Source organism: Brevibacillus brevis NBRC 100599, assembly GCF_000010165.1.
Classification (GTDB): Bacteria; Bacillota; Bacilli; order Brevibacillales; family Brevibacillaceae; genus Brevibacillus; species Brevibacillus brevis_D.
The window spans coordinates 1,438,603-1,463,394 of record NC_012491.1 but is presented as its reverse complement, the minus strand read 5'-3'; the positions used below and the strand labels follow the sequence as shown (position 1 = coordinate 1,463,394).

Below are 24,792 nucleotides of genomic sequence, written 5' to 3'. Positions count from 1 at the left end.
AAAGCCAACCGATCCCACCCGGTTGGCTTTCCTCTTTTTCCCTAACACTCCACTATCTCACCGTCACCACAATCGGTGTCTTCTTCCCACCATATTGCACATAAATCGTTGCTTTACCCGACCCTGTGGCCTTGATCACGCCGTCTTTCACATCGGCTACCAACAGGCGAGTAGTGGTCCAGAGAGCTGGCTTGGAGACATTTTGCTCGGAGCCATCCATGTACGTCGCAATGGCGCTCACTTGCTTCGTTTCACCTTTGTTCATAACGAGCTGAACGACATCTGTCTTCAAGTATTTCAACATATCAACATCGACTGGGATGGATACGCTCTTGTCGTTGTACCTAGCTGTAACTGTCGTTTTGCCGTAAGCACGTCCTGAAACGAGGCCTTTTGTTACGTCTGCTACCTTGTAGTTGCTCGTCTTCCAATCAGCCAGATTGGTAACATCCATGGTGCGGCCATCGGAGAAGGTAGCTGTCAAGGTTACTTGTACGTTGCTGTTCGACTTCGTAGAAACAAAGCGCTTGTCTGCCTCCAGCTTGCTCACGATTCCGACTTCTACCGGGATGCTGATCGATTTCCCGCCGTATTTCGCGGTGATCGTCGCACGGCCGTTTGAGAGACCTGTTACACGGCCGTTTACCACATCCGCTACTTTCAGCGAGGACGAGGACCATTCAGCATCGCTGGTCACATTGTCCGAATTGCCAGCAGAGTTTGTTGCGCTCAGCTTGATGTCTTTTGATTCATTGACGTTCAAGATCAGCATGCGAGGATCAACAGAGAGATTCGTCGCTTGGTCTACTTCTACTGCAATTGAAACCGACTTGCCATCGAAGGTACCTGTTACGGTCGTTTTCCCTGCTCCTGTCGCCGTGATCTTTCCGTTCATTACTTCTGCTACAGCAGCAGAAGCTGTGCTCCATGTCGCTGTATCTGTTACATCCTTGTTCGTTCCATCTGCGTAAGCTGCCGTCAGCTTAAGCGTTTCGGACTTGCCATTGGCGAGCACGATCTTTTTCTTGTCTACAGTTAATGTCTGCATGACGCCAACGGATACGGAAATGTTTACTGTGCGTGTTCCGTATGTAGCGGTCACGGTCGCTGAACCTGTGGACACACCAGTGATCAAGCCTTGACGCACGCTTGCTACGTTAGGTGCACTCGATGACCAAACGACTTTTTGTGTGATATCTTCAGCAGAGCCTCCGCCTGGATACGAAGCCTTTACCGTCACTTGCTTCGCGCCACCCACGGGGATTGCTACTGTCGTGATATCTGCGGTCAAGTTTTGCGGTACATCTACATCGACAACCAGTGTCGCTGTTTTTCCGCCGTATTTAGCTGTTACATTCGCTGTTCCAGCCTTGTACGCGGATACGGTCTTGCCATTTGCAAATACGACATCTGCATTATCCGAAGACCACTCTACTTTTGAAGTGACCTCTTCACTTGTACCGTTTGCAAAGGACGCGTTTACAATTACGTCTTTCTTATCCCCGCTTTTCATCGTTAAGAAAGCAGGATTGATATACAAGGAACGGGGGACTTCTACATCTACACGTACCTGAACGGATTTGTTTCCGTATTTCGCAGTAATCACTGCTTCACCGGACTTCACCGCATGGATTTTTCCGTTGCTGTAGTAAGCAACATCCTCGCGATCCGAGGACCATTCGGCCTTATCGTTCACTACTGTGGAACCGCCATTATTGGCATAGGTTGCCTTCAGCTCGATGTCTTCTTCCTTGCCTACATTCATGAAAATGTTTTGCTTGTTGAGTTCCAATTTTTGCGTTGTATCCACATCGACTTTAATCGTCGCTGTTTTTGTTCCATACTTCGCCGTTATAGTTGCTGTACCCGCGCCATAAGCCTTGATCGTGCCCTTGAGCGCATCTGCTACAGCGGTATTGTCTGAAGACCATTCAGCCTTGTCGGAGACGTCTTCCGTTACACTTCCATCCGGGAAAATGGCTTTGAGCTTGATTTTTTCTTCGCCGTTCAGCAAGAGTGAAATCTGGTTTTTGCTAGGCTCCAATCTGTGTGCAATCTCGACGTTTACAGAGATCGTTGTTGACTGGCTGCCGAATTTTGCTGTCACTGTACCAGATCCTGAATTTAGACCTTTGATTGCTCCATTTACTACAGTCGCAATCGCAGGATTGTCGATGGACCAATCTGCTTTAGTGGTAACGTCTTCTGTTGTCCCATCGCTGTATACTGCTGTCAGCTTTACATTTTCCGTGCTGCCAATTCTCACGTTCAACGTTTGATCTTCTGTTGTCAGTGCCTTTACCTTTTTGGTTACAGTCACACCCACTACGACAGGCTTACCCATGTAAGTAGCTGTAATGGTAGATTTCCCTACCGATTTGGCTGTGATCTGTCCGGCATAAACAGTAGCGATATTCGCGTCCTGTGTCGTCCATTCTGTCTTGACGGTGACGTCTTCCGTTTTTCCGCTCACATAAATAGCGGTAGCCGTCAGGTTAGTAGAATCTCCATTTTCCAGTGTTACCTCGTTCTTGGACAGAACGAGTCGGCTGATTTCATCGGCAGCCAATCCTACCCCTGCGTTTCCAGTCCCCACTAATAGAAAGACGGCCAGAAACAAGAGCATCGTTTTTTTCCAGAACATTGCTAGCCTCCCTCGCAAGTATGAAATTTGCTGTTCTTCGAAACCATTCCACCATTACTATATCGGCAAAGTGCAAGAAAGAATTTACTAGTTTTTCGTGTCAGGCATATGTCAAACCTTGTAACTAGACCTTATTTTAAACGTCTAAATAGAGAGAGACTACGAGGGAGATTTCGAAGAATGAAAAATCGAACGATAAACGCACAGCGTCCTTACTGGCGCAGGATATGGATCATGTTGGAGCTTGTCATCCTTCTCGGTCTACTATGGTCGGGCTACAACTGGTACCGCATCGAACAGACGATTGAGAAGGCCAACGCACGACACGCAACCGTCGGCATTGTCCTCGGTGCAGCTGTCTGGGGTGAGGGACCTAGTCCCGGTCTGCGCGAGCGTCTGGAGCAGGCGGCGATCCTGTATAAAGAAGGTTATGTATCGAAGCTGTTGGTCACTGGTGGCCTTGGTGAAGGCAAAACGATCACGGAAGCTGCTGTAAGCAGAAATTACTTGGTGGCCAAAGGAATTCCCGAAGAGGACATTTTGCTAGAAAGCAAGTCTACCAGCACATACGAAAACCTGCTGTACGGCCAGCAGGTCTTGGAGGAACATCATATTCAAGACGCCCTGATCATCAGCCACGACTACCATTTGGCCCGTGCCATGGTCATGGCTGATTCACTGGGAATTGTCGCCTCGCCTGTAGGAACGACGTCACACGTCCTGTTTGGACCGTATCATAAGGCGAGAGAAGTACTCGCCCTCACGTATTGGGAGCTCTCTCGCCTCTTTACACAAGTGCTAGGAACGGTGGTTCTCGCGTAAAATTTCATACACATCGACAAAATGGCGGATTCGCTCCATGATGCGAGCCGCTTTTGTTTGTTCGATCCGATTTCCGTTGGAGATAGACATATGCTCTTGCAGTTCATTCAGCGCGTAGTTTGAAGTAAATAGCGTAGGCAAATGGTTGTTTGCCCGCTGATTCAGTATAACGCCCAAAATCTCGTCCCGAACCCATGGTGTCAAGTTCTCCGCGCCGATATCATCGAGGATCAGTACAGGTACTTCTTTCAGCAGCTCCAGCTTCCCTGCGTACGATTGATCCGAGATAGAGTCCTTCATCTCCCGGATAAAGTCTGGCACATAAACCAGCAAGGAAGCCACGTTGCGCTCCGAGAGCTCGCGACCGATTGCTCCCATGATATAGCTTTTTCCAACACCAAACGGACCGTGCAAATAAAGTCCTTTTACCCGCTCGCCTGTTCCGACTTTTTCACAGAACTGAATCGCGGCATCTACGGTAGCCAAATTCCCGGAGTCAATGACCAAGCCTTCAAAGCTCGCGTTCAAGGTCTCTTCGGAAACATAGTAGCTGCGCATCAGTCGACGGCGGCGAATCTCTTCCTCGTGCGACAGTTGCTTGGAACAAGGCGTCATCGAGCTGATAATATGCTGGTGAGCGAGCTCCAAATGAGTGCTATGCCCCTTGACCAAATTCGGGCATTCGCCAAGACCTGGACAACGCTCACACCAATACTGCTCCTTGACTGCCGTATAGATATTGGAGAGCGAGCGAAGGTAATCGTCCCTGGTCAATGCGGGGTGCTCTTGTTGAAATGCTTTTAAATACGCTGACGAACGGAACATTTTATCTAACTGCTGATCCGGTGTCAGCAACTGACGCGGTGTTCGTTTGGCGAGCTCTTGCATAAACTCACTGATAGACTCCACGTTCCCTCACACTCCTTATTTCCGTTTTCGCAAGGTTTCCAGTCTTTTCTGCAAGTCTGGAAAATCCTGAATGGACTGTTTCTTTTCAGCGTCCGATGTGGTTTTCTCCTGCGACAGCTGCCACTCGACAGATGCCGGCAGCTTGTCCTGCAAGATGGCTCTACCGTTGCGTCTGACCGGAGTAGATTCCTTCTTGCTCGTTTTTGCCTTCTCGGCTGTTTGTGCCCGTTGATCCGCACGCTCGAGAATCTGCTTGACTGCCTCGTCCACTGTCGCAATCCGCTTCGCTTTCCAGCTGTCACGAATCGTCTCCATGTACGCTTTTGGCAGCTCCATTTGCATGCTGGCTAGCGTATGGAGCAGCAGCGCATTGACGACATCCGGCTGCATCCCATCCGCAAATACAAGCGTTTCAGCCCGTTCCAAAAACACCTTGCTAATTCTGCCACCGACGACCTTTTCCAACAGGGTCACCGGAGATAGCTGGCGACAAGCACGAATAAAGGCTTCGCTGCCAGGCTCAGGCAAGCGACCGGGTCCCCATCCATCCTCTGTCGTGTCAGTTGCAGGCGTAGTCCGGTACAGCTTGTCTTCCGTGTAACGTTGTACCAAACGCTTGCGCAAAACTTCTCCGTCCAAACTCCGATCCGATTTGTACAGCGTCCAATCACGCAACTCCTGCCCCATCCCCCAGCTGTCCAGCTGATAGAAATGGCACAGCGAGAATAACAGCTCCATGTTCTTGCCTTCCAACACTTTGACCGAGTCGGCATTATCCGGCAAGTACAGGCGCAAGGACGATACACTCAGCGAATGGTTGACCTGTGCCTCGTAGCCTGATTTCATCGGCGCTTGCGGGAAGCTAGTGTCCATCTCGGTTAAAAACTGATCCCGCTCCGATCCTTTTTTCACTTCCAGCTCCGATGGTTTCAACGACTGGAACACATCGTGGAAGTCTTTCGTGACGTTTTCCACAATGGAGTATTCTTGATCCAACTGACTGCCAAGCGTGTCTGCATAATACTGGCGCAGTTGCGAATAGCGAACGTTTTCGATTTTGTTTAACAACATCAACGACAGTACATAGTCTGCAAAAAACTCAGCCGGACTAAGCGGCGGTTTGATCAAGTACTCGTAATAATAGTCACGCTGCTGATTTTCCCTGCGGCGCACCTCAACTAGCCCGATTGCCTCCAAACGTTCACGCGCATCCAATAGCCGGTCCAGAGAAAGCGAAGTCGTCAGCATCAAACTGCGATGGGTCCCCTCCGAAGAGGCTCCGCTCACCTCCTGCACGCCATGGACGAGCAATTGGTAGAGAGCGTACGATTCGACACCGATGATCGGCAAGTATAGCTGCGTAACAAAGCCCATTTCGGCAAAGCCAATCGGTCTTGCCATCCGCACCAGATAACGATCCTTCGGCAACAACTCGTTCCAAACTAAACGACGCATCAGATCTTTCCTTCCTGACAAAATTCGATTCTTTTATTATAGCATGACAACCCATTCATTCGCGGAAAAATGAGTTGGAAAACCAAAGAAGCCCTGGCGGATTGGCCGCAAGAGCGAGAAAGAAGTTGCCAGTCTGGCAGAAAAAGCTTATCTATTCTTTCGGAAACGAGCTGTTTCGCGCTTGAGCCAATAGCTCCTCCAGCTCTTTCATAAATACATTGATATCTTTGAATTGACGGTATACAGAGGCGAAGCGCACATAGGCGACCTCATCAACATGGTATAAACGCTCCATGACCTTCTCCCCAACGTCATTGCTCGGGATCTCTGCTTGTCCGCAACTGCGTAATTCTTTTTCAATGTCGTTCACTACATTTTCAAGCACTTCCAACGGGACGGGACGCTTTTCGCAAGCACGCACCAACCCGCGCAATATCTTGTCTCGACTGAATTCCTCGCGTGTTCCGTCCTTTTTCACAATTAACAAAGGTGTTTCTTCTACCATTTCAAAGGTAGTAAAACGGCGCTCGCAGGCTTCGCACTCACGGCGGCGACGAATGGATTTATTATGATTGAAAGGACGTGAATCCAGGACTCTAGTCCCATTATATTCGCAAAATGGACAACGCATATCAGAATCAACTCCAATACTGACAATACTTGTCTACAGTGTCCCTCATATTCCTGTCAGAAGTCAAGTCAATCCTTGTACCTATTTAAAGCATAAGTCGAATGGAGTACAATTATGGTACTGTTGGAGGGATAGTCATGCGTTTAGTATCTTTAAAACACCTACAGCCTGGAATGAAATTGGGACGTACGGTCTTCACAGAAGATGGAAAGGTGCTGCTTGGAACCGGTATGCAATTAACGGAACGACTCATTTCCGGATTAGAGCGAACTGGTGTTGATTCGGTGTATATCGATGATGCCCGTACCAATGACATCGTTGTGGAAGAAGTGATTCGCCCACAAACCAGACAAGTAGCTGTGGAAGCCATCGAGAAGACGATCAAACAAATTACAAACTCAAACAAGCTGGCCCGGAAAATTTCCTTAAAAGAAATGGGCCTTCATTTTCAGCGTGCCTTTAGTTCTATCTTGGACGACCTGATGCAAAACAAGCAAATGGTTGGACATTTGACGACGATCTCTTCTCATTCGCCATCCTTATACCATCACTCCGTGAATGTGGCCGTACTGGCGACTGCTGTCGGCATGTCTCTAGGCTACAATCGCACACAGCTCATCAATTTGGGGATAGGGGCCATGCTGCACGATATCGGCAAAGTGAGCCTGCCTGAAGAGCTGTTGCAAAAAACAGAGCGTTGGACAGACGAAGAGAAGGAAATCGCCAAACAACACACGATGCTTGGCTTTAATTTGTTGCGAAAGCAGCATGACATCTCGCTTTTGTCAGCCCACGTCTGCTTGCAGCACCATGAACGGCTAAATGGAAGTGGCTATCCACAGGGATTATCCGGCAAGCAAATTCACGAATTCGCGCAAATCGTCGGTCTCTGCGATATTTATGATTCATTGACTTCCCCACGTCCATGGCGCAAGCGGTACATGCCACAGGATGCTGTGGAATACCTGTTTGGGTCTGGCGGTACGTTATTCGAGCACCATCTCGTAAGTGCCTTTATCAAGCACATTGCTATCTTCCCGATTGGTAGCAGCGTCGTTTTGAATACCGGAGAAGTCGGGGTAGTGAGTCGGGTTGATCCGGATTATTCGCATCGCCCTACTGTACGTGTGATAAAAGACGGCCGAGGAAACGACGTCCCTAGCCCTTATGACCTCGATCTCAAAGCGAACATCCGACTGTTTATTATCGGCTTTGAAGATGATGATCTATTTAACGTGAACTCATTAGAAGATCCTCCTACCTCATCGTAAATACGAAGCAACGAAAAACCCCTTTGCTCGAAATATCGGCAAAGGGGTTTTGTATATGCTACTTATTTTACACCAACAGCAGCAGCTTCTCTTGTTGCAGCTTGATTGTGCTGCTCGGATACGTGGCGAACCAAGTCTACGACACGGCAGGAGTAGCCCCACTCATTATCGTACCAAGCAATGACTTTTACTTGATTGTCTCCCATTACCATCGTAGACAGACCGTCGATGATCGAGGAGTGATCATTGCCATTGAAATCGCTGGATACGAGCGGCTCGTCGCAGAACTCGAGGTAGCCTTTCATGCTGCCTTCGCTCGCTTCACGCAGGACGCGGTTTACTTCGTCCAATGTAACTGGCTTCTTCGTATTGACCACCAAGTCTACTACAGAAACGTTTGGAGTTGGTACGCGCAAGGAAAAACCGTTCAGCTTGCCATTCAATTCTGGCAAAACGATTCCTACTGCACGAGCAGCTCCTGTCGTCGTTGGAATGATGGACTCGCTAGCTGCACGTGCACGACGCAGGTCTTTATGCGGATTGTCGAGATTCACCTGATCGTTTGTAAACGAGTGAATGGTAGTCATGAGACCTTGTTCGATACCGAATGAATCGTTGAGCACTTTTGCCACAGGTGCGAGACAGTTGGTTGTGCAGGAAGCATTGGAGATAATGTGGTGATTGGCGTGGTCGTAGGTGCCTTCGTTTACACCCATTACGATTGTCACGTCTTCTTCTTTCGCTGGTGCTGTAATCACAACTTTCTTCGCACCGCTTTGCAGGTGCTTGCCAGCGCCTTCGCGATTGTTGAACTTACCTGTAGCTTCTACAACGATCTCTACTCCCAGGTCACCCCAAGGCAGCTTCAGCGGATCACGGTCAGACAGTACAACTGTTGCTTTTCCATCTACGATAATCTTGTTGTCTTGGACTTCCACTTTATTTTGCAGGCGTCCGTGGATCGTGTCATATTTCAACAAATGTGCAAGCGTCTCCGCTGGATAGCTAGCGTTGATTGCAACGATTTCAATGTTGGGGTCCTGGATAGCGCGGCGGAATACCATACGGCCAATACGTCCGAAACCATTAATACCGATTTTAATTGTCATATATAGAAACCCCTTTCGAATTGAGTTACGCTTATCTGATACTTTTATTATAATAAGTATGACACAATTATCAATGTGTTTTACTGAAAAATAAATATTTGGACGATTTACCCTACCCAAAAAAAGAGAAAAAACCGCTCTCTAACCCGTAAGAGAAGCGGCTTTTCATAATTTTCAACGTAATTGAAAGTCGTATATATTTTTGTAACGATCATGATAATAGAGCACTCGCTGGACATATTGACGGGTCTCCCCATATGGTATGTCCTCAACCGTGTCTCGAGTTCCGTTCCATTGCTCACTCGCGAGCCATCCATTTACTTTTCCCGGACCGGCGTTGTAGGCGGCAATGACTTTGACGATATCGCCATCATAGCGGGACAGCAAAAAATCGAGATACCATGTCCCAATCTCGATGTTCATGACAGGGTCGTACAAGTATTGACTGTCCTTTGGACGGAAGCCTGCCTCATTGACAATCCATTGCGCTGTTTCCGGCATGAGTTGCATGAGCCCGACCGCACCTTTTTTCGAAACGCGATCTGTCGCAAATCCACTCTCGGAACGAATGATGGCCAATACCAAATGAGGGTCCACCTTATATTTCAGTGCAGCCGTCACAATCTGTTGCTCATATTTGATCGGGTACATCCATTTCCACACCACTGGCGTGTTTAGCAGCAAAAATACACTCGCCAAAACGAGCAGAATCCATGCTGCACGTTTGCCAAAACTCATGATTGACGCTCCGATCGAATCGCGGCTAATACAGCCTCCACTTGACGCTCGGTTTCTTCACGCGAACCAGAATTATCGATCAAAAAGTCTGCGCCCTGCTTCTTCTGATCAATAGGAAACTGTGCCCGCAGTCTTTTTCGTGCTTGTTCTTCTTCCAATTCGTCGCGCTCCAGCATTCTCGCCAGTTGCATCTCGTAGGGCGCATAGACGACCACGATTTTTTCTACCATATGCGTAAGCTTGCTCTCATACAGCAGAGGAATGTCCATAAAGACGATCTCGGCTCCATTCGCTTCCGCTGATTCGGCCTCTTCCCGCATGACGCGGCGTACCTCGGGATGGACGATGGCGTTCAGCTTTTGACGCTCGGACTCGTCCGAAAACACGATCTCACCTAGTTTTTTTCGATCAATTTGACCATCTTCCAATAGGATTTCTCTTCCAAAATGGCGCACGATCGCTTCATAGGCCAGTTTACCTGGTTCTACGACCTCTCTGGCGATTTGGTCAGCGTCAATGACAGGAATTCCACGCTCTCGAAGCATACCTGTCACCGTGCTTTTCCCAGTGGCAATTCCGCCTGTTAACCCTAGTATCATGCCCATCCTCCTCCCTTGGTCGAACTGTTATAACTGCTTTGTGAAAAACTTCTCGAAGTTTTTCATGAAAATACAATGACCGCTTGCGGTCGCCAAAAGAAACGGTCACTACTGGTTCTTTTGGCAGTCCGGGCAAATATGCGTCCCTCTGCCGCCGACTACAAACCGAATGATTTCGGCTCCGCACTTCGTACACGCCTCATCTTTTCGTCCATACACTAATAGAGATTGCTGGAACATTCCCATCTCGCCCTGTCCGTTCACATACGACTTGATGGAGCTACCACCTTGTTCTACCGCTTCTTGCAAAGTGGAGACGATGCTTTCGTGCAGTCGAATAACTTCTTTATCTGTCAGCTTTCCTGCTGGTTTCTCCGGATGAATGCCTGCTTTAAAGAGTGACTCGTCCACATAAATATTCCCCAGCCCTACAATACATTCCTGGTTTAGGAGAAGCGGCTTAATTTTTGTTGACCGTCCTTTTAACAATTTCCCCAAAACTTCAGGAGTAAAACTCTTATCTAGCGGTTCTACCCCCAGTTTTGCCAAAGGTCCAATGGTTGTTTCCTTCCCCTTAGGGAACAGATCCATCGTCCCGAACTGGCGAACATCCCGATAACGCAGCTCCGTCCCGTCCGTAAAATGGAAGACGACATGGGTATGCTTCTCAACGGGATCATCCGCCTGATACACGCCATAGCGCCCTTCCATTCGCAGATGGGACACGAGCACGTCCTCGTTTAAGAAAAACTGAATGAATTTTGCCCGCCGTTGGATATCCTGGATGGTTTGTCCCACCAAGAGAGATTTGAAAGCTTCCACGTCATCTGGCTGACGTACAATACGCGCCAAATGAACACTTACTCTCTCGATCGTTTTTCCCATAACCAAGCCACGCAAAGTCCTTACGACGGTTTCTACCTCCGGCAATTCTGGCATATGCCCTCCTCCTCTCGCTGTCTATCGATCCTTATGTCCTAGGCATGCCTACTTCGCATCGTACCAGGTACGTCCGTCACTGACGTCCACCTTGAGCGGCACGTCGAGGGACAGCGCACTCTCCATCACTTCTGGTACCAGCTTGCGCATGACCTCAAGCTCGTTGTCTGGCACTTCAAATACAAGCTCATCGTGCACCTGCAAAAGCATGCGGCTAGCGAGACCTTTCTCCTCGAGCGCTTCCTGCATGCGAATCATCGCCAGCTTGATCACATCGGCAGCAGTCCCCTGGATCGGCGTGTTCATCGCGGTACGCTCGGCAAACGAACGCAGGTTAAAGTTGCTGCTGCGAATATCAGGCAGGTAGCGGCGGCGGTTCAACAAGGTCGTCACATGGCCATCCGCCTTCGCCTGCTGAACGATCTCGTCCATCCAGCGCTTCACACCAGAGAAGACATCAAAGTAACGCTCAATGAAGTCCCCAGCTTCTTTACGGGTAATATTGAGGTTTTGCGACAGACCGTAGTCGCTGATGCCGTATACGATCCCGAAGTTGACCGCTTTGGCCTGACGGCGCATCAGCGAAGTCACTTCTTCCTCACTCACACCAAAGACGTCCATCGCGGTGCGGGTATGAATATCCATTCCTTTTTGGAAGGCGTCAATCAAGTTTTCGTCTTGCGAAATATGGGCCAAAATCCGCAGCTCAATCTGGGAATAGTCGGCCGCCAGCATGTACCAGCCATCCTCTGACGGGATAAACGCCTCGCGAATCTTGCGTCCTTCTTCCATGCGGATCGGGATATTTTGCAGATTCGGGTCTGTGCTGGACAGGCGTCCTGTCGCCGTAGTCGCTTGGTTGTAAAGCGTATGCACCTTGCTCGTCTTCGTATGAATTTCCTTGGTCAAACCTTCAATATACGTAGAACGGAGCTTGCCGAGCTGACGGAAGGTCAGGATCGCATCGATGATCGGATGATACGGGGCGAGCTTCTCCAATACATCCGCACTAGTAGAAGGCCCGGTTTTAGTCTTTTTCAATACAGGCAGAGACAAGCGGTCAAACAAAATTTCACCCAATTGCTTCGGCGAGTTGATGTTGAATGCCCCACCCGCCAGCTCGTAAATCTGATCAGTCAGACCCGCTAGCTTTTTATCCAAGTCTTCCCCCATTTGCACGAGACGCTCACTGTTTACTTTCACGCCTTGCTTTTCCATGAGAGCCAATACCATACTCAGTGGTGCTTCCAATTCGCCGAGCAGCTTTTCCATTTCGTTTTCCGCCAGCTGCTCGCGCAATACTGGAACGCTCTGCCAGATGGCTGCCGCTTTATGTGCCACATGCTCGCTCAGCACGTCCATTTCAGGAACAAGACGCTTGGCACCCTTGCCGTACACCTCTTCATCTGACAATACCCGTGTCTGAGCGTATTGTGCCGCAATGCTATCCAAGGTCGGGTTGCTCTCAGCCGCATTCAGCAGGTAAGAAGCGAGGTACACATCAAAGCTGATGCCTTTTATCGCAAAATCATGCCAAGCGAGTCCAACCGTATCTCGCTTGCCGTCAAATACCCACTTTTCCTTTGCCGGATCAGCCAGCCACTCACAGAGCGCCTTCCATTCCTTGGCTACGTCCCACGGCACAAACATCACCGTATCTTCCGTAGCCAGTCCAATCCCGAGGAAAGGCGCATGATGATAGTTTTCCCCGTCCATTTCGATGTAAAGAGCCATTGGCGAAGTCAGCTTGGACTCGTACGCCGCTTTGTTTTCCTCTGAAATCATCTCAAATGAGAATGGCTTGGCGTCTGCTTGTCCGCTTCCACCTTCTGGCTGTGCCACTTTGATCTTGGACAAGAGCGATTTGAATTCCATCTTTTTAAAGAACTCGCTCACAGGTAGGCCATCATAGCCTTCAAAGCCAGTCTCTTGTACATCCAGCTCCACAGGCGCTTCACGCAAAATGGTTGCCAAGGCTTTACTCATGTTCGCCTTGTCTACATTCTCACGCAGGTTCTCTTGCAGCTTTTTACCTGATACTTTATCGATATTTTCCAGTACTTGCTCAACAGAACCGTATTCGTGCAGCAGCTTCAGCGCTGTTTTTTCCCCGACACCAGGAACACCTGGAATGTTGTCGGACGAATCGCCCATCAAGCCTTTCAGATCAATTATTTGCAGCGGCTTAAGGCCGTACTTTTCGTGAATTTCTTCCGGAGTGTACATCTCGATTTCGCTAACTCCCTTGCGCGTCAAAGCAACGGATACATGCTCGGACACGAGCTGCAGCATATCTTTGTCTCCGGTAATGACAGTCGTTTTCCAAGCTTGCTCATCTGCCTGCTTCGTCAACGTACCGATAATGTCATCCGCCTCATAGCCTTCCAGCTCGAAGCGTTTGATTGAGAAGGCATCCAACAGCTCCCGAATCAGTGGAAACTGTTCAGACAGCTCCGGCGGAGTTTTACTGCGTCCCCCTTTGTACTCGGCATACTCGCTATGGCGAAACACGACTTTTCCCGCGTCAAAAGCAACCATGATATGCGTCGGCTTCATTTCCTCCAACACTTTTAACAGCATAGTCGTAAAGCCCAGCACTGCGTTTGTATGCAGTCCTGCCGATGTGGACAACAAAGGGAGCGCATAAAACGCCCGGTTCGCAACACTGTTTCCATCAATCAACACAAAATGACTCAAGGAATTCGACCCCTCTCGTTACAAAACTACTATCTTTAATCGTAACATAGGGCAAACATCAAAGCCAAGCCGTAGATATGGCGGGTAAAGCACAAGGTGATTGAACAGACTATGAAAAAAATGGACAAGGAAGGTGATCTTATGAATGGGAGAAATTTGATTCCGATCGTGCTCACGCTTTTACTTTCCCTTGGGGCGATTCCAGTGACTGCTAACTCCACCCCAGCCCCTGCACCCGTCGTCAAAAAGCTGATGGCATTTGTCATTGATGATTTCGGGAACAACATGCAAGGGACGGAGGAAATATTAGCAATGCCAGTCCCTCTGACTGTTGCCGTCATGCCGTTTATGCCCAGCACAAAGCAGGATGCCGAGCTCGCTCATCAAAAAGGTCATGATGTACTCGTTCACATGCCGATGGAGCCAATGAAAGGAAAACGCTCCTGGCTCGGTCCTGGAGCCATTACGGCTGACCTGTCCGACGATGAGATTCGCAGTCGCGTGGAGAAAGCGATTGACGATGTGCCACATGCGATTGGCATGAATAACCATATGGGCTCAAAAATTACGGCTGACGAGCGAATCATGCGCATCATCATGAAGGTCGTCAAAGAACGGGGCCTTTTTTACCTGGACAGCAAGACTACCGATAAAAGCGTGGCGGCGAAAGTCGCAGCCGAAATGGGCGTCCCCCATGCAGTGAATCAAATTTTTCTGGATGACGTATACTCTGTCCCACATATTACGAAGCAGATGGAGCTCGTCTGCAAAAAAATCCATAACCATCCCCTATGTATCGCAATTGGTCATGTTGGACCTCCTGGCAAGAAAACAGCCTCCCTTCTGCGCCAGTACATCCCGCGAATTCAGAAGGAGGCCGAATTTGTAACCATTTCAAAGCTTATCCAGCAAACTACTCATTAATTTTCTCCACCAGCTCTCCTGCACACTAGCCTCCGTTTTCAGATTTTGTGATAGCTTTACGTATTCGCTCACGGCCTCTGTAATGGCCTGAGCGATTTTTTCTTGTGCTTTGGGATTCGTTAACATTTCGCGGTCCTGCGCGTTGCTGATAAACCCCATCTCCACGATGACAGACGGACAGTAGTTATGTCGGAGCATGTAGTACGTCTTGCCCTTGACTGGCTTTTCGTTGGACCCTGAGAGCTTGTTCAGCGAGTTTTGCAGCAGCCCTGCCAACAGGTAGCTTTCTTCTGTGTTTTGATGCAAAATAATCGCTCCTCTGCGCCGAGGACTCGGTGACCAGTTTACATGCAAGCTAAGCATCATCTGCGGGCCAATTTCTTTTGCCAAATTCTTGCGCTGAGCCAGGTCACGTATATGGCGGGATCGGTTGTCCAACCAACGATTGTCATCACTCAGGGCAACATCCTTGTGGCGGTTCAAAGCCACGGTGTAACCCGCAGCTGTGAGTTGTTGGTAAAGTCGTTTGGCAATTTGCAGATTGATGTCTTTTTCGTACAAATCCCCAAATGAAGTTCCCGAATCTACACCTCCATGTCCAACATCAATCAAAATATGAAAGGGGGTGAGCGGCAATGCCTCACTTCGCGTCGGGATACAGATGAGGATAAGCATGAAAGTAGTTATACGGAAAAAAGCCTGTAAGTTTCTCATGCCAGTAGGATAACCGGATTGAAAAGAAACCTTTCAAGCGGTGAGGTACACATAACATTGTGAATTTTTTAATCCAACTGTACAATTACAATTAATGAACCATGACCTTACCCGCATAAGAAGGTGTACTGATGAATCAATCTTTGGAAAAACCGTTATTTCCTCCGTATTTGGCTCTCTTAATCGGGGTGATCGCCATTTCCTCTTCTGCGATTTTTGTAAAGCTATCGGATGCACCTGCTCCGATTATTGCTACGTATCGCCTGATTTTTTCCGTTCTATTAACGCTTCCTTTTTTATTTTGGAATCGTGGTGCCCTCGCAGAGATTGGAGAAATGTCCAAGAAAGTGTGGCTACTCTGTATTTTATCGGGAACCTTTTTGGCAAGCCATTTTCTGTTGTGGTTTGAATCACTGAACTACACATCTGTAGCCAGTTCTACTGTGCTCGTAACGTTACAGCCATTATTTGCCTTCATTGGCGGCTACTTCTTTTTTGGTGAAAAAGTTCGATTTCTTGCTCTAACCGGCGGCTTTCTGGCTATTGCAGGTAGCTTTGTGATTGGCTGGGGAGATTTTCAAGTAGGCGGCATGGCTCTGTGGGGGGATTTCCTCGCATTGATGGGAGCTGTCACCGTGACGGGCTACTGGCTGGTCGGGCAGTACGTTCGCCAGCATATGTCTTCCTTTGCCTATACACTCGTCGTCTATACGGCAACCAGCGTGATTCTCGTCTCCTATGATCTGGCTCTCGGGTATTCGCTCGTCGGTTACCCTGCGGCGGATTGGGGCTGGTTCTTCTGTCTCGCCCTGTTCCCGACCTTGCTTGGACATTCTATTTTTAACTGGATCATTAAATGGCTCAATACGACGACGATCTCCATGGGGATTTTGGGAGAACCGATCGGGACTGCGATTCTCGCTTACTTCATCTTGGGTGAAGTGGTAACGCCTCCGCAATGGATCGGCGGCTTGATCATTATCGCCGGTATTTATGTGTTCATTCGTTTTAACCAACCTGCTAAAGGAGTGTCCTCCATTGAACAAGCAACCGGAGAAGCGCAAAAGCTTGCGTGAATTCGTCAAGGGACTGAGTATTTGGGCGAAGATTGGCTGGACAATTCTGCTTGGCTACATCGTAGGACGGATTTTGTACTGGTTATTTAAAATGATGTCCTAACAGGAAAAGGGGCAATTCCAAAGAAGTCTTCGATAAGACTTGCGGAATTGCCCCTTGCTATTAGGCTGTTGCCTTCTCAGTTGCTGGCACCTGTTGCTGCGTTTTTTTCGGCTTTTTATGCAGGAAGTACAGAAGTGGAATCGAGAGGACAATAGGGATTACTGAGACGAGGAAAGTATCCCCGATGCCTTGGACCAACGATTCTTTTGCCATCATTCCGTACAAAATCGCGCTGGCTCCCCCTGTCGCACTCGCTGCATCTACCCCTACTTGTGCATACATTCCTGAAATGCCACTGATAAACTGCGTTGCCATATCCGTATTCAAGTTGTCAGAGATTGAGGCCATGTGGAAATTTTGACGTGCCTGCATGATCACTGTCAAAATCGCGATGGCAAACGAACTCATGACCTGACGCAATACGTTGGACAGCGGAGAGGCATCCCCCACACTTGTACGCGGAACAGCGTTCATCCCTACGGTGGACAGTGTCATCATACACAAGCCGATTCCGATCCCGCGAATGGTCAGGATCATATCGATCCACGAATGCATGCTGTCAGCAGATAGATTGTGCAATTCATACGTCGTGATGCTCATAATGGTCAAGCCGACCAATCCAATCGGGCCGACCCCATATTTATCCATCAGCTTTCCGCTGATTGGCATCATGATAGCCATGGCAATCGATTGCGGCATCAGCAAGATTCCAGACTCCATAGCCGTCAAGCCCTGAATGTTTTGGAGGAAAATCGGCATCAGGAAGATACCGCCCATCATCCCCATCATGACGAAGCCGGAAGTCAAAATACTGATGGTGAAGGTAGGGATCTTCAAAAGCCGCAGATCGAGCAGCGGACTTTCCTTCCCCAGCTCGACCCAGACAAACAGGATCAAGCTCATTACCGCAATGAAAAACAAACTGACGATGAAAAAGGAGGTCCAGCCCTCTGCTTGCCCTTTACTCAAAGCGAGCAACAGCGTCCCGAAACCGACGATGGCAAGAAATGCTCCCAAGAAGTCGAACTTTAACTCTGGCTTTTTCGGCGTTTCCTTGAGCAGTACGATACTCATGATCACCGCAAAAATACCAAAGGGTACACCGACCAGAAAAAGAAATTGCCAGCTTAAAAATTCGATGAGATACCCACCCAAGGTCGGGCCAAGCGCAGGGGCTGTCATGGAAGCAATCCCGAATATCCCCAATGCCATTCCGATCTTTTCACGCGGAACGATCATGTAAATCATCGACATCCCGATTGGCATGATCATCCCCCCGCTGACGCCTTGCACGACGCGAAAAGCAATCAACGAAGAGTCACTCCACGCCAATGCACAAAGGATGGACGAACAAGTAAATGCTGATAAGGAAAGTACAAATATTTTTTTCGCGCCGAATTTAGCGGACAACGAGCCGCTCATGGGAATCATGACGGCGTTTGCCAGCATATATCCGGTCAATACCCACTGCATGGTCTCGGTACTCGAACCAAAAATATTGACCATGGCAGGCAGGGCAACGTTAATCAAGCTATTGTTCAGAATCGCAACGAAGGTTCCTGAGAGGATGGCGACAAGAGACAGCCACATGCCGCCGTTCCCGCTTTTCTCCTCTCGGTGTGCCACCGCTTCCGCCATGTGTCAACACCCCCGTTAGTTTGCGATCACCTTGCTGCCCTCGGACAGTTTGTCTGTCGGGTTCAGCACAATTTGATCATTGTCTTTGACGCCATTCGTGACAGTTGTCCAATCGCCGCTTGCGTTCTCTACTGCAACTTCCACTTGGTGCACAACGTTGTTATCTACTGTATAGATGTAATGCTTGCTGTCCTTTTCCAGCACAGCAGAGGTAGGTAATTTTGTTCCTGGTGTTGCCTGTCCTTGGAGCATAACCTCTGCTACCATACCTGCGCGCAGCATGCCGTCCTGATTATTTACCTTCACTTTGATTGGGAACGAACTGCTGTTGGTATCCGAAATCGGAGAGACAAACTCAACTGTACCTTTCAGCACTTTCCCACCCAGACTGCCTACCTTCACATCAACAGTGGAGCCGACTTTCACTTGGTTGATTTCGTTTTCCGGTACGCTTGCTTCTACTTTGACATCTGCCATATTCACTAGCACCATAAGAGGTGTCCCCGCTGCTGCCATTTCTCCCGGGTCAACCGCGCGCTTGGCGACGATACCTGTGATTGGCGCACGAATAATGGTATTGTCATAATTGCTTTTCGCCAGCTCGAGACTGGAGCCCAAACGGCTCACTTCTGCTTGCATAGCTGCTACCGTGTCGGCAGTTGGGCCTGCTTTTGCCAGATCGTATTGGGCTTGCGCCTGTTCAAGACCTGTGCGCGCCTTTTCCAATTCCAGCGAAGATTTCTCCAACTCAGCCTGGGACAATGCGCCTGCATCAAACAGTGCTTTCATCCGATTGTAGTTGCTCTCAACCACCTTCAGGCTGGCTTCTGCCTGCGTGACAATACTTCCAAGCTGCGTCAGTTGCTCATTGCGTGCACCTGCTTTTGTATCTCGCAGTTTTGCCTGAGCACCTGCAATAGCTGCCTGTGCCTGATTGATCTGCTGCTGATAATCGGCTGCCTCCAGCGTGACCAGAACATCGCCTTGCTTGACGACTGCACCTTCTTTTACATTCACGCTCGCTGCTTTTCCAGAAACTTTAGAAACGACTTGGATCTCCTCAGATGCTGCCACCTTACCATTGGCGATGACACCCGTAGAGCCAGAAGTCACCTTCCACGTCTTCACAACAGGGACGTTCTCGCTCGTTTGCGTTGCTGAAGATGTCTCGCTACAGCCCGCTGCAATAAGCGAAACGGCTGCCATGACTGCAGCGATTGTTTTCCATTGTGCTGTCTTTTTCATGCTTCATTACATCTCCTTCACGTGCACTTTGATCTCGGCGTTCAATCCGGCCACGAGGTCCAGACCTGCTGTGTCATCTATGGCGATTTTGATCGGGATACGCTGGGTTACCTTGGTGAAGTTCCCGCTCGTGTTGGCCGCTGGCATCAAGGAAAATGTAGAATTCGTCGCCTTTCCGATCTCCATCAAATGACCGCCCAATTTCTTACCTGGGTAAGCGTCAATCGTAAAATCGACTTTTTGGCCGAGTTTCAAGCGTTCGATCTCAGTCTCTTCCAAATTGGCGGAGATGTACAATTTGCTTTCGTCAATCACGAGAGCTACCGATTGCCCTGTTGAAACAATCTCTCCCTCTTTGGCTTGCGTTTTAATCACCGTACCTGTAATGGGGGAACGCAACACGCTGTTTTCCAGCATGGTCGTTGCTACATTGCTTGTATCTTGCTGCCCTACGATTTGATCCGCTATAACGGTGTCGCCTTCTTTGACAGCGAGTCCGGTCAGTTTGCCTGTCATTTTGGGCATGACCCGATAAATGTCTCCCGCAATCCGGGCATCTTGTGTGGTCACATAATGCGCACCTTGATACCAATAGTAGTAACCGATTCCTCCACCACCTGCCACGATCAGGAGCAAAATGACATACAAAACCAGTTTTCGCTTCATGGTTTCTCCTCAACTTTCTCGTTCTTCTAGTTTCGCAATCAATGTTTCCATCGACTGAATAATGATGTCTAAATCCTCATCGGAAAATCCATGGAAAATACGCTTGTAAAAATTCTCTGAGAAAAAATCAACTTTTGCGAACAGCTCGGAAATCTTCGGTGTTTTACGAATCCAGACAACACGTCGGTCATTCTCATCACGTACACGTTCTACGAGTTGTTCTCGTTCCAAACGATCAATGATGCCAGAAACGGTGCTGTAGGATAAGTCTACGGCTTTGCTTATCTGACCGATCGTTTTGGGATCAGGATGTATTTCTCGAATGACCATTAGCTGCGGGACAGTCACACCATATTGGGACAGTTCTTTTGTGGCCATTGTGCCAAAAGTCTTGTTCAACCGTTTTAACAAGTCCCGAATATGCAGTGATTTATTCATAACGCACTCCTTTCTTAAGTAATATTTCGTGTACGAAATTTATCACATGAAAACTATACGATGTTTTTCTATCCGTGGCAACTATTTCTTTAGGTGAAACTTTAACTAGGCAAGCTTTTAGAAGCATGCTTGGGATGGGCTGTAGTGGTGGGGAGGAAACAGGAGAAAACGCTCAGATTCTAGGGCCACCCGCTGGGGGATTGACTGCACGACTCCATGGAAAAAGCGAAACCGCGTCCAAAGTCGTCCTTTCAGGATGCGTCTCAGAGGTGGACGCTTAAGAGCGTGTTTCGCTTTTTACATTGCGTCTCGGTCGGTGTCCCTAAGATCTTCGCTGTTTTCTCCTGTTTCCTCTACGAGCTTTCCGTTCGCAAACGAGTTTTAAAGAGCTAAAAGAATGAAGAAATATCATCAGTTACGACAGAGAAGAATATTTCCAGACGTAGTGACTTGTGGAGGCCTACCGAGCGGAGAAGGGATTCGCGGGCAAAAGAAACGCAACCGTGCCCACGCGACGTAGCGGCTACCACTTTTGCGTTTCTCCGCGAATCCCTTCGGAGCGGACAGTCTCAACCCTCAGCGGGACGGAGTCTGGAGCCTAGACTGGAAATATTCTTCTCCCCACCGCAGCTACATACATTAGAACTTCAAGTTGTTGCTGTAGTGCTGGGGAGGAAACAGGAGAAAACGCTCAGATTCTAGGGCCACCCGCTGGGGGATTGACTGTCCGGCTCCATGAAAAAAAGCGAAACACGCGTCCAAAGTTGTCCATTCAGGGGGCGTCTCAGAGGTGGACGCTAAGGGCTTGTTTCTCTTTTTTTCATTGCGCCTCGGGCGGTGTCCCTAAGATCTTCGCTTTTTTCTCCTGTTTCCTCTACGAGCTTTCTGTGCTTAAACGAGTTTTAAAAGCCTTAAATGAATGAGGAATGTGAGCAGTTACGCTAGAGAAGAATATTTCCAGACGTAGCGACTTGTGGAGTCCTACTGAGCGGAGAAGGGATTCGCGGGCAACAGAAACGCAACCGTGCCCATACGGCGTAGCGGCTACCACTTTTGCGTTTCCCCGCGAATCCCTTCGGAGCGGACAGTCTTAACCCTCATATGGACGGAGCCTGGAGCCTAGACTGGAAATATTCTTCTCCCCACCGTAGCCTCGCACTAAAAGCAAAAAAACCGACACCCCTTCTCATCTCTAAGGGATTGTCGGTCCATTTTCATTCAAAATAGATGGAGCATCCGGTGCTTCTTCAGGGGTCGTGCGGCGTACGCTTGGTACATTTCGCGGCTCATGCTCCATTTCTGGAAAAGAGTGAACCGTCACGTACATGCTTCCATTGCTCGCGATCGCACGAATCAAGACGGGATAAGCGTATTTGTTTTGAAACACAAAATCAGGGCCGTACCAGCTCACGGTTGCATCTCGACCTGGAGGTACGTACGCTACGTTTCGACTGTGGGAATAGCGCTGAATAATGTGCAGACCTGCCTGATCTACCGCATTGAACAACGTAGACGATACTTGGCAGATTCCTCCCCCGATGCCTTCCGACAGCTCTCCTCTGACAATGATAGGAGCCTGCAAATACCCTTTTTCTTTCGTACGCTGGCCCACTACCTTATTAAAAGAAAAAACTTCTCCTGGTAACACCACGTAATTGTTAATCGCCTGCGAGGCAAGCTTGATGTTGTGTACACGATTCCGGTTGCCTGCATTAAAATAGGTCGCATATTGTCCGATCCTTTTTTTCCGAACCTGACTCATGAGAGCCTTGTCTACCTTCGGGAATATCTCTTTGTAGCTGACATTCATACTTGCGGCTCCCGCACCGTAAAAATAATCATAAAAACGTGCGTGAAATGCTAGATCATCTAGCTTTCTTCCCTTAGCTTCTGGAACGATGGCCCCGGCGTTATTAATCGTTGCATTGATCGGCTCGATGTATGTTTTTTTCGCCAACTCTTCCACCATTCGAGCAAGCTTGCTGTCATCGACCAAAGGAACGCCATCAAAGGGAAGAGCATAATCAGCCCGATTGAGCATAGCTACTGTCTTGCCCTCGATCTCTACCTGCAAAAAATTCGTTGGGTCGAGGGGATTGATTAACAGTAACAGAGCCATCGTCATAGCAAAACCCATCCGGCTGCTCACCTCCATTCTCCAACAACGATCCTCTTCCGTTCTTGTAGTATGAGCAGTCGAACGGGTTTCATTCTACGACTTGAATTCGATTAGCTCATCTTCGTCAGTCTGCTGACAATTGCTTGCGTAACTGCCCTGAGACGTTGCTGGTCCACCGCTTCCTGGTAAGCATTGTTCAACTGGTCGCGCAGCTCCTTCGCAGCGAGAAGATTCGCCGTTGCTTCTTTCACTTTTTGCTTGTATCTGACCTGAATATCCATTAACTCTTCTTCGTATACCTCATCTGTGCCAGGTTCAATTGCCCGTTCATACATATCGATAACCTCATCTGTCTCTTTGCTTGGAAAATACTCATGAGGTGCGGTGCTGTCAAAAATAGCGAGGCCCTTCTCAGGAACAATTACCATATCAAGGCTGTGCGGGTCTAATCCACAGTGGTATACTTCCACGTCAAAGCCGCGTGTTTTGGCTTCCTCCACCAACTTTTTCAGCATAGTAGACTTGCCAGAGCCTGGTCTGCCCTTGATAAAGTAGCGCTTCTCCAAATGGTCGGTCAGCTTCATGATATGATCTACGGGCCCCTGCGGCGTCGCTGCCCCCAAATACATACGCCTTACCTTTGCTTTCTTTTCCAGTTGCTCCTCGCCGAAGAACAAGGCTTTTACTTCTTCCGTAACACTATTGGCTTCTTCTCTATTGAGGTGCTCAATGTAGGGAGCCTCCCACTCATCGTGGATGCGGAGCGCCTCGCCAAAAGCTTGGTATGCCTCTTCACTCTTCCTAAAAATCTCTTCGTACCAACTGGCAATCTGGTCTTTCTCATCCACCAGCTGATCAATGTTGACCATCGACTGCAAATTGACCTGAATTTCCTTTACACCGGGAGAAGCTGGTCTCCAAATCCGGGGATAGCTTCCATCCATGATCGCCACTTTATACTTTGGAAAAATAACACCATCAAACTGCCCGTTCACAAAAGGCGAATGAATCCACTCCACTTCATCTGTCACTCGTGCTATTTGATTGCCAATCGCCTCTATGAGCGGTGAAGTAATTCCTTCTACTGTCCCTGTCAAAATATAAACACGCTCCAAGCCTTCCAATACGGAGTCATAAAACGTCTTGTATCCTCGCGCAGTATTCCCTGCGGCATATATATGGCGGACTTTTGTGGTCATTGCCCTTTCCCTCCTGTACTTCTTCTAGCTGCCATTGAATCGATGTATTGTATGCACAAAAGGGAGAATAGGCGTCTGTCTACAACCGTGAAAAAACCGCTGCCAGCTAATATTCATAGCTCACAGCGGCTTTTTGTTATTCGGGCATTATTTATTCAAATCCGTCATTTTTCCAGTAGACATATAAATAATCCATTCGCAGATGTTCGTAACATGATCGGCAATCCGTTCCAAATATTGCGCGACCAAGAGCAAATGCGTTCCTTGCGAAATGGCCTGACTGTTTTTCGTCATCAATTCAATCAGATCATGGAAAATCGTGGAGTACAGTTTATCAACAATGTCGTCGCGTGAGGCAATCTCTTCTGCCGCTTCTTTGTTGCGTGCAATATAGGCATTTAAGCAATCACGCACCATAGCCTTAACGTGATCAGCCATCATCGGAATATCGATGAGGGGTTTCACGTACGGGTCCGCCATCAAGCGTCGGGTCGTCTTGGCAATGGAAACGGCATGATCACCCATGCGCTCCAAATCCGTCACCAGCTTCAACATAGTTCCCAAGCGTCGCAAGTCACCACCGACTGGCTGCTGTAGCGCAATGAGACGGAAGCAATCGCTCTGTATTTCTTGCTCCAACTCATTGATCACAGGATCGCTTGCGATAACCTGTTCAGCCAGTTGGGCATCTCGCTCAACCAGACTCTTAATCGATTTATGAATGGCTTCTTCCACCAATGTGCCCATCGTCATGAGCTTGCGGTGCAGTATATCCTGCTGTTCTTCAAAAGCATGCCGTGACATTTCCCTCTTCCCCCTTCTTGTGTCTGACATGTCAAATGGTACAAGGCGATTG

At 48.7% G+C, this 24,792-nt stretch carries 22 protein-coding genes; 5 read left to right on the top strand and 17 right to left on the bottom strand.

Annotation, left to right across the window (positions count from 1 at the left end; all coding sequences use genetic code 11):
• Positions 1-52 precede the first annotated feature (52 nt).
• Entirely contained in the window at positions 53-2,644 is a 2,592-nt protein-coding gene (locus BBR47_RS07425) for an Ig-like domain-containing protein (RefSeq protein ID WP_012685141.1), read from the bottom strand.
• Between the two features lie 180 nt (positions 2,645-2,824).
• Here BBR47_RS07425 and BBR47_RS07420 point away from each other — a divergent pair, with 180 nt between their 5' ends.
• On the top strand, positions 2,825-3,466 hold the full coding sequence (locus BBR47_RS07420; RefSeq protein ID WP_012685140.1) for a YdcF family protein: 642 nt from the start codon (positions 2,825-2,827) through the stop codon (positions 3,464-3,466).
• Here BBR47_RS07420 and dnaI read toward each other — a convergent pair.
• The 3 genes from dnaI to nrdR form a co-directional block, all read right to left on the bottom strand.
• Positions 3,443-4,375 carry a primosomal protein DnaI gene (dnaI, locus tag BBR47_RS07415; RefSeq protein WP_012685139.1) on the bottom strand — a complete coding sequence of 311 codons (933 nt, stop codon included), beginning with the start codon at positions 4,373-4,375 and terminating at the stop codon, positions 3,443-3,445. The two genes, BBR47_RS07420 and dnaI, sit on opposite strands and share 24 nt — an antisense overlap.
• 15 nt (positions 4,376-4,390) lie before the next feature.
• Entirely contained in the window at positions 4,391-5,830 is a 1,440-nt protein-coding gene (locus tag BBR47_RS07410) for a replication initiation and membrane attachment family protein (RefSeq protein ID WP_012685138.1), read from the bottom strand.
• A 151-nt stretch (positions 5,831-5,981) separates the two neighbouring features.
• Positions 5,982-6,461, bottom strand: a complete 480-nt coding sequence (gene nrdR / locus BBR47_RS07405; RefSeq protein ID WP_012685137.1) for a transcriptional regulator NrdR — start codon at positions 6,459-6,461, stop codon at positions 5,982-5,984.
• A 137-nt stretch (positions 6,462-6,598) separates the two neighbouring features.
• On the opposite strand from nrdR, the gene BBR47_RS07400 reads away from it, so the two are divergent.
• Complete coding sequence (locus tag BBR47_RS07400) at positions 6,599-7,732, top strand: HD-GYP domain-containing protein (RefSeq protein ID WP_012685136.1); 1,134 nt, start codon at positions 6,599-6,601, stop codon at positions 7,730-7,732.
• Positions 7,733-7,794: 62 nt separating this feature from the next.
• On the opposite strand, the gene BBR47_RS07395 is transcribed toward BBR47_RS07400, so the two are convergent.
• The 5 genes from BBR47_RS07395 to polA all read right to left on the bottom strand — a co-directional run bounded on the left by BBR47_RS07395 (position 7,795) and on the right by polA (position 13,814).
• Positions 7,795-8,841, bottom strand: a complete 1,047-nt coding sequence (locus tag BBR47_RS07395) for a glyceraldehyde-3-phosphate dehydrogenase (protein WP_012685135.1) — start codon at positions 8,839-8,841, stop codon at positions 7,795-7,797.
• A 174-nt stretch (positions 8,842-9,015) separates the two neighbouring features.
• Positions 9,016-9,579, bottom strand: coding sequence for a lytic transglycosylase domain-containing protein (locus tag BBR47_RS07390; protein ID WP_012685134.1), 564 nt, complete (start codon positions 9,577-9,579; stop codon positions 9,016-9,018).
• Positions 9,576-10,184, bottom strand: coding sequence for a dephospho-CoA kinase (coaE, locus tag BBR47_RS07385; RefSeq protein ID WP_012685133.1), 609 nt, complete (start codon positions 10,182-10,184; stop codon positions 9,576-9,578). The genes BBR47_RS07390 and coaE overlap by 4 nt, the downstream gene beginning before the upstream one ends.
• Before the next feature lie 102 nt (positions 10,185-10,286).
• Positions 10,287-11,117 (bottom strand): DNA-formamidopyrimidine glycosylase, encoded by an 831-nt coding sequence (gene mutM, locus BBR47_RS07380; RefSeq protein ID WP_012685132.1) that lies wholly within the window; start codon positions 11,115-11,117, stop codon positions 10,287-10,289.
• A 48-nt stretch (positions 11,118-11,165) separates the two neighbouring features.
• A complete protein-coding gene (gene polA / locus BBR47_RS07375) occupies positions 11,166-13,814 on the bottom strand; it encodes a DNA polymerase I (RefSeq protein ID WP_012685131.1) in 2,649 nt (882 codons plus the stop codon).
• Positions 13,815-13,955: 141 nt separating this feature from the next.
• Here polA and BBR47_RS07370 point away from each other — a divergent pair, with 141 nt between their 5' ends.
• Positions 13,956-14,738, top strand: coding sequence for a divergent polysaccharide deacetylase family protein (locus tag BBR47_RS07370; protein ID WP_012685130.1), 783 nt, complete (start codon positions 13,956-13,958; stop codon positions 14,736-14,738).
• Here BBR47_RS07370 and BBR47_RS07365 read toward each other — a convergent pair.
• Positions 14,709-15,452: an N-acetylmuramoyl-L-alanine amidase family protein gene (locus BBR47_RS07365; protein WP_012685129.1), complete on the bottom strand. Its 744-nt coding sequence runs from the start codon at positions 15,450-15,452 to the stop codon at positions 14,709-14,711. The genes BBR47_RS07370 and BBR47_RS07365 overlap by 30 nt on opposite strands.
• A 131-nt stretch (positions 15,453-15,583) precedes the next feature.
• On the opposite strand from BBR47_RS07365, the gene BBR47_RS07360 reads away from it, so the two are divergent.
• The gene (locus BBR47_RS07360) at positions 15,584-16,528 is read left to right on the top strand and encodes a DMT family transporter (protein ID WP_041749296.1); all 945 of its coding nucleotides are present in this window, start codon (positions 15,584-15,586) and stop codon (positions 16,526-16,528) included.
• The gene (locus BBR47_RS30810) at positions 16,491-16,631 is read left to right on the top strand and encodes a hypothetical protein (protein ID WP_155801074.1); all 141 of its coding nucleotides are present in this window, start codon (positions 16,491-16,493) and stop codon (positions 16,629-16,631) included. The genes BBR47_RS07360 and BBR47_RS30810 overlap by 38 nt, the downstream gene beginning before the upstream one ends.
• A 60-nt stretch (positions 16,632-16,691) precedes the next feature.
• Here BBR47_RS30810 and BBR47_RS07355 read toward each other — a convergent pair whose 3' ends face one another.
• From BBR47_RS07355 to phoU, 7 genes are all read right to left on the bottom strand, one after another.
• On the bottom strand, positions 16,692-18,269 hold the full coding sequence (locus BBR47_RS07355) for a DHA2 family efflux MFS transporter permease subunit (RefSeq protein WP_041749295.1): 1,578 nt from the start codon (positions 18,267-18,269) through the stop codon (positions 16,692-16,694).
• Between the two features lie 15 nt (positions 18,270-18,284).
• On the bottom strand, positions 18,285-19,514 hold the full coding sequence (locus BBR47_RS07350) for an efflux RND transporter periplasmic adaptor subunit (protein WP_012685126.1): 1,230 nt from the start codon (positions 19,512-19,514) through the stop codon (positions 18,285-18,287).
• A 6-nt stretch (positions 19,515-19,520) separates the two neighbouring features.
• On the bottom strand, positions 19,521-20,180 hold the full coding sequence (locus BBR47_RS07345; RefSeq protein WP_012685125.1) for an HlyD family secretion protein: 660 nt from the start codon (positions 20,178-20,180) through the stop codon (positions 19,521-19,523).
• Positions 20,181-20,189: 9 nt separating this feature from the next.
• A complete protein-coding gene (locus tag BBR47_RS07340; protein WP_012685124.1) occupies positions 20,190-20,618 on the bottom strand; it encodes a MarR family winged helix-turn-helix transcriptional regulator in 429 nt (142 codons plus the stop codon).
• Positions 20,619-21,810: 1,192 nt separating this feature from the next.
• Complete coding sequence (locus BBR47_RS07335) at positions 21,811-22,755, bottom strand: VanW family protein (protein ID WP_012685123.1); 945 nt, start codon at positions 22,753-22,755, stop codon at positions 21,811-21,813.
• 92 nt (positions 22,756-22,847) lie between these two features.
• On the bottom strand, positions 22,848-23,936 hold the full coding sequence (locus BBR47_RS07330; protein WP_012685122.1) for a PRK06851 family protein: 1,089 nt from the start codon (positions 23,934-23,936) through the stop codon (positions 22,848-22,850).
• A 147-nt stretch (positions 23,937-24,083) separates the two neighbouring features.
• The gene (gene phoU, locus BBR47_RS07325) at positions 24,084-24,740 is read right to left on the bottom strand and encodes a phosphate signaling complex protein PhoU (RefSeq protein WP_012685121.1); all 657 of its coding nucleotides are present in this window, start codon (positions 24,738-24,740) and stop codon (positions 24,084-24,086) included.
• Between the last annotated feature and the right edge of the window lie 52 nt (positions 24,741-24,792).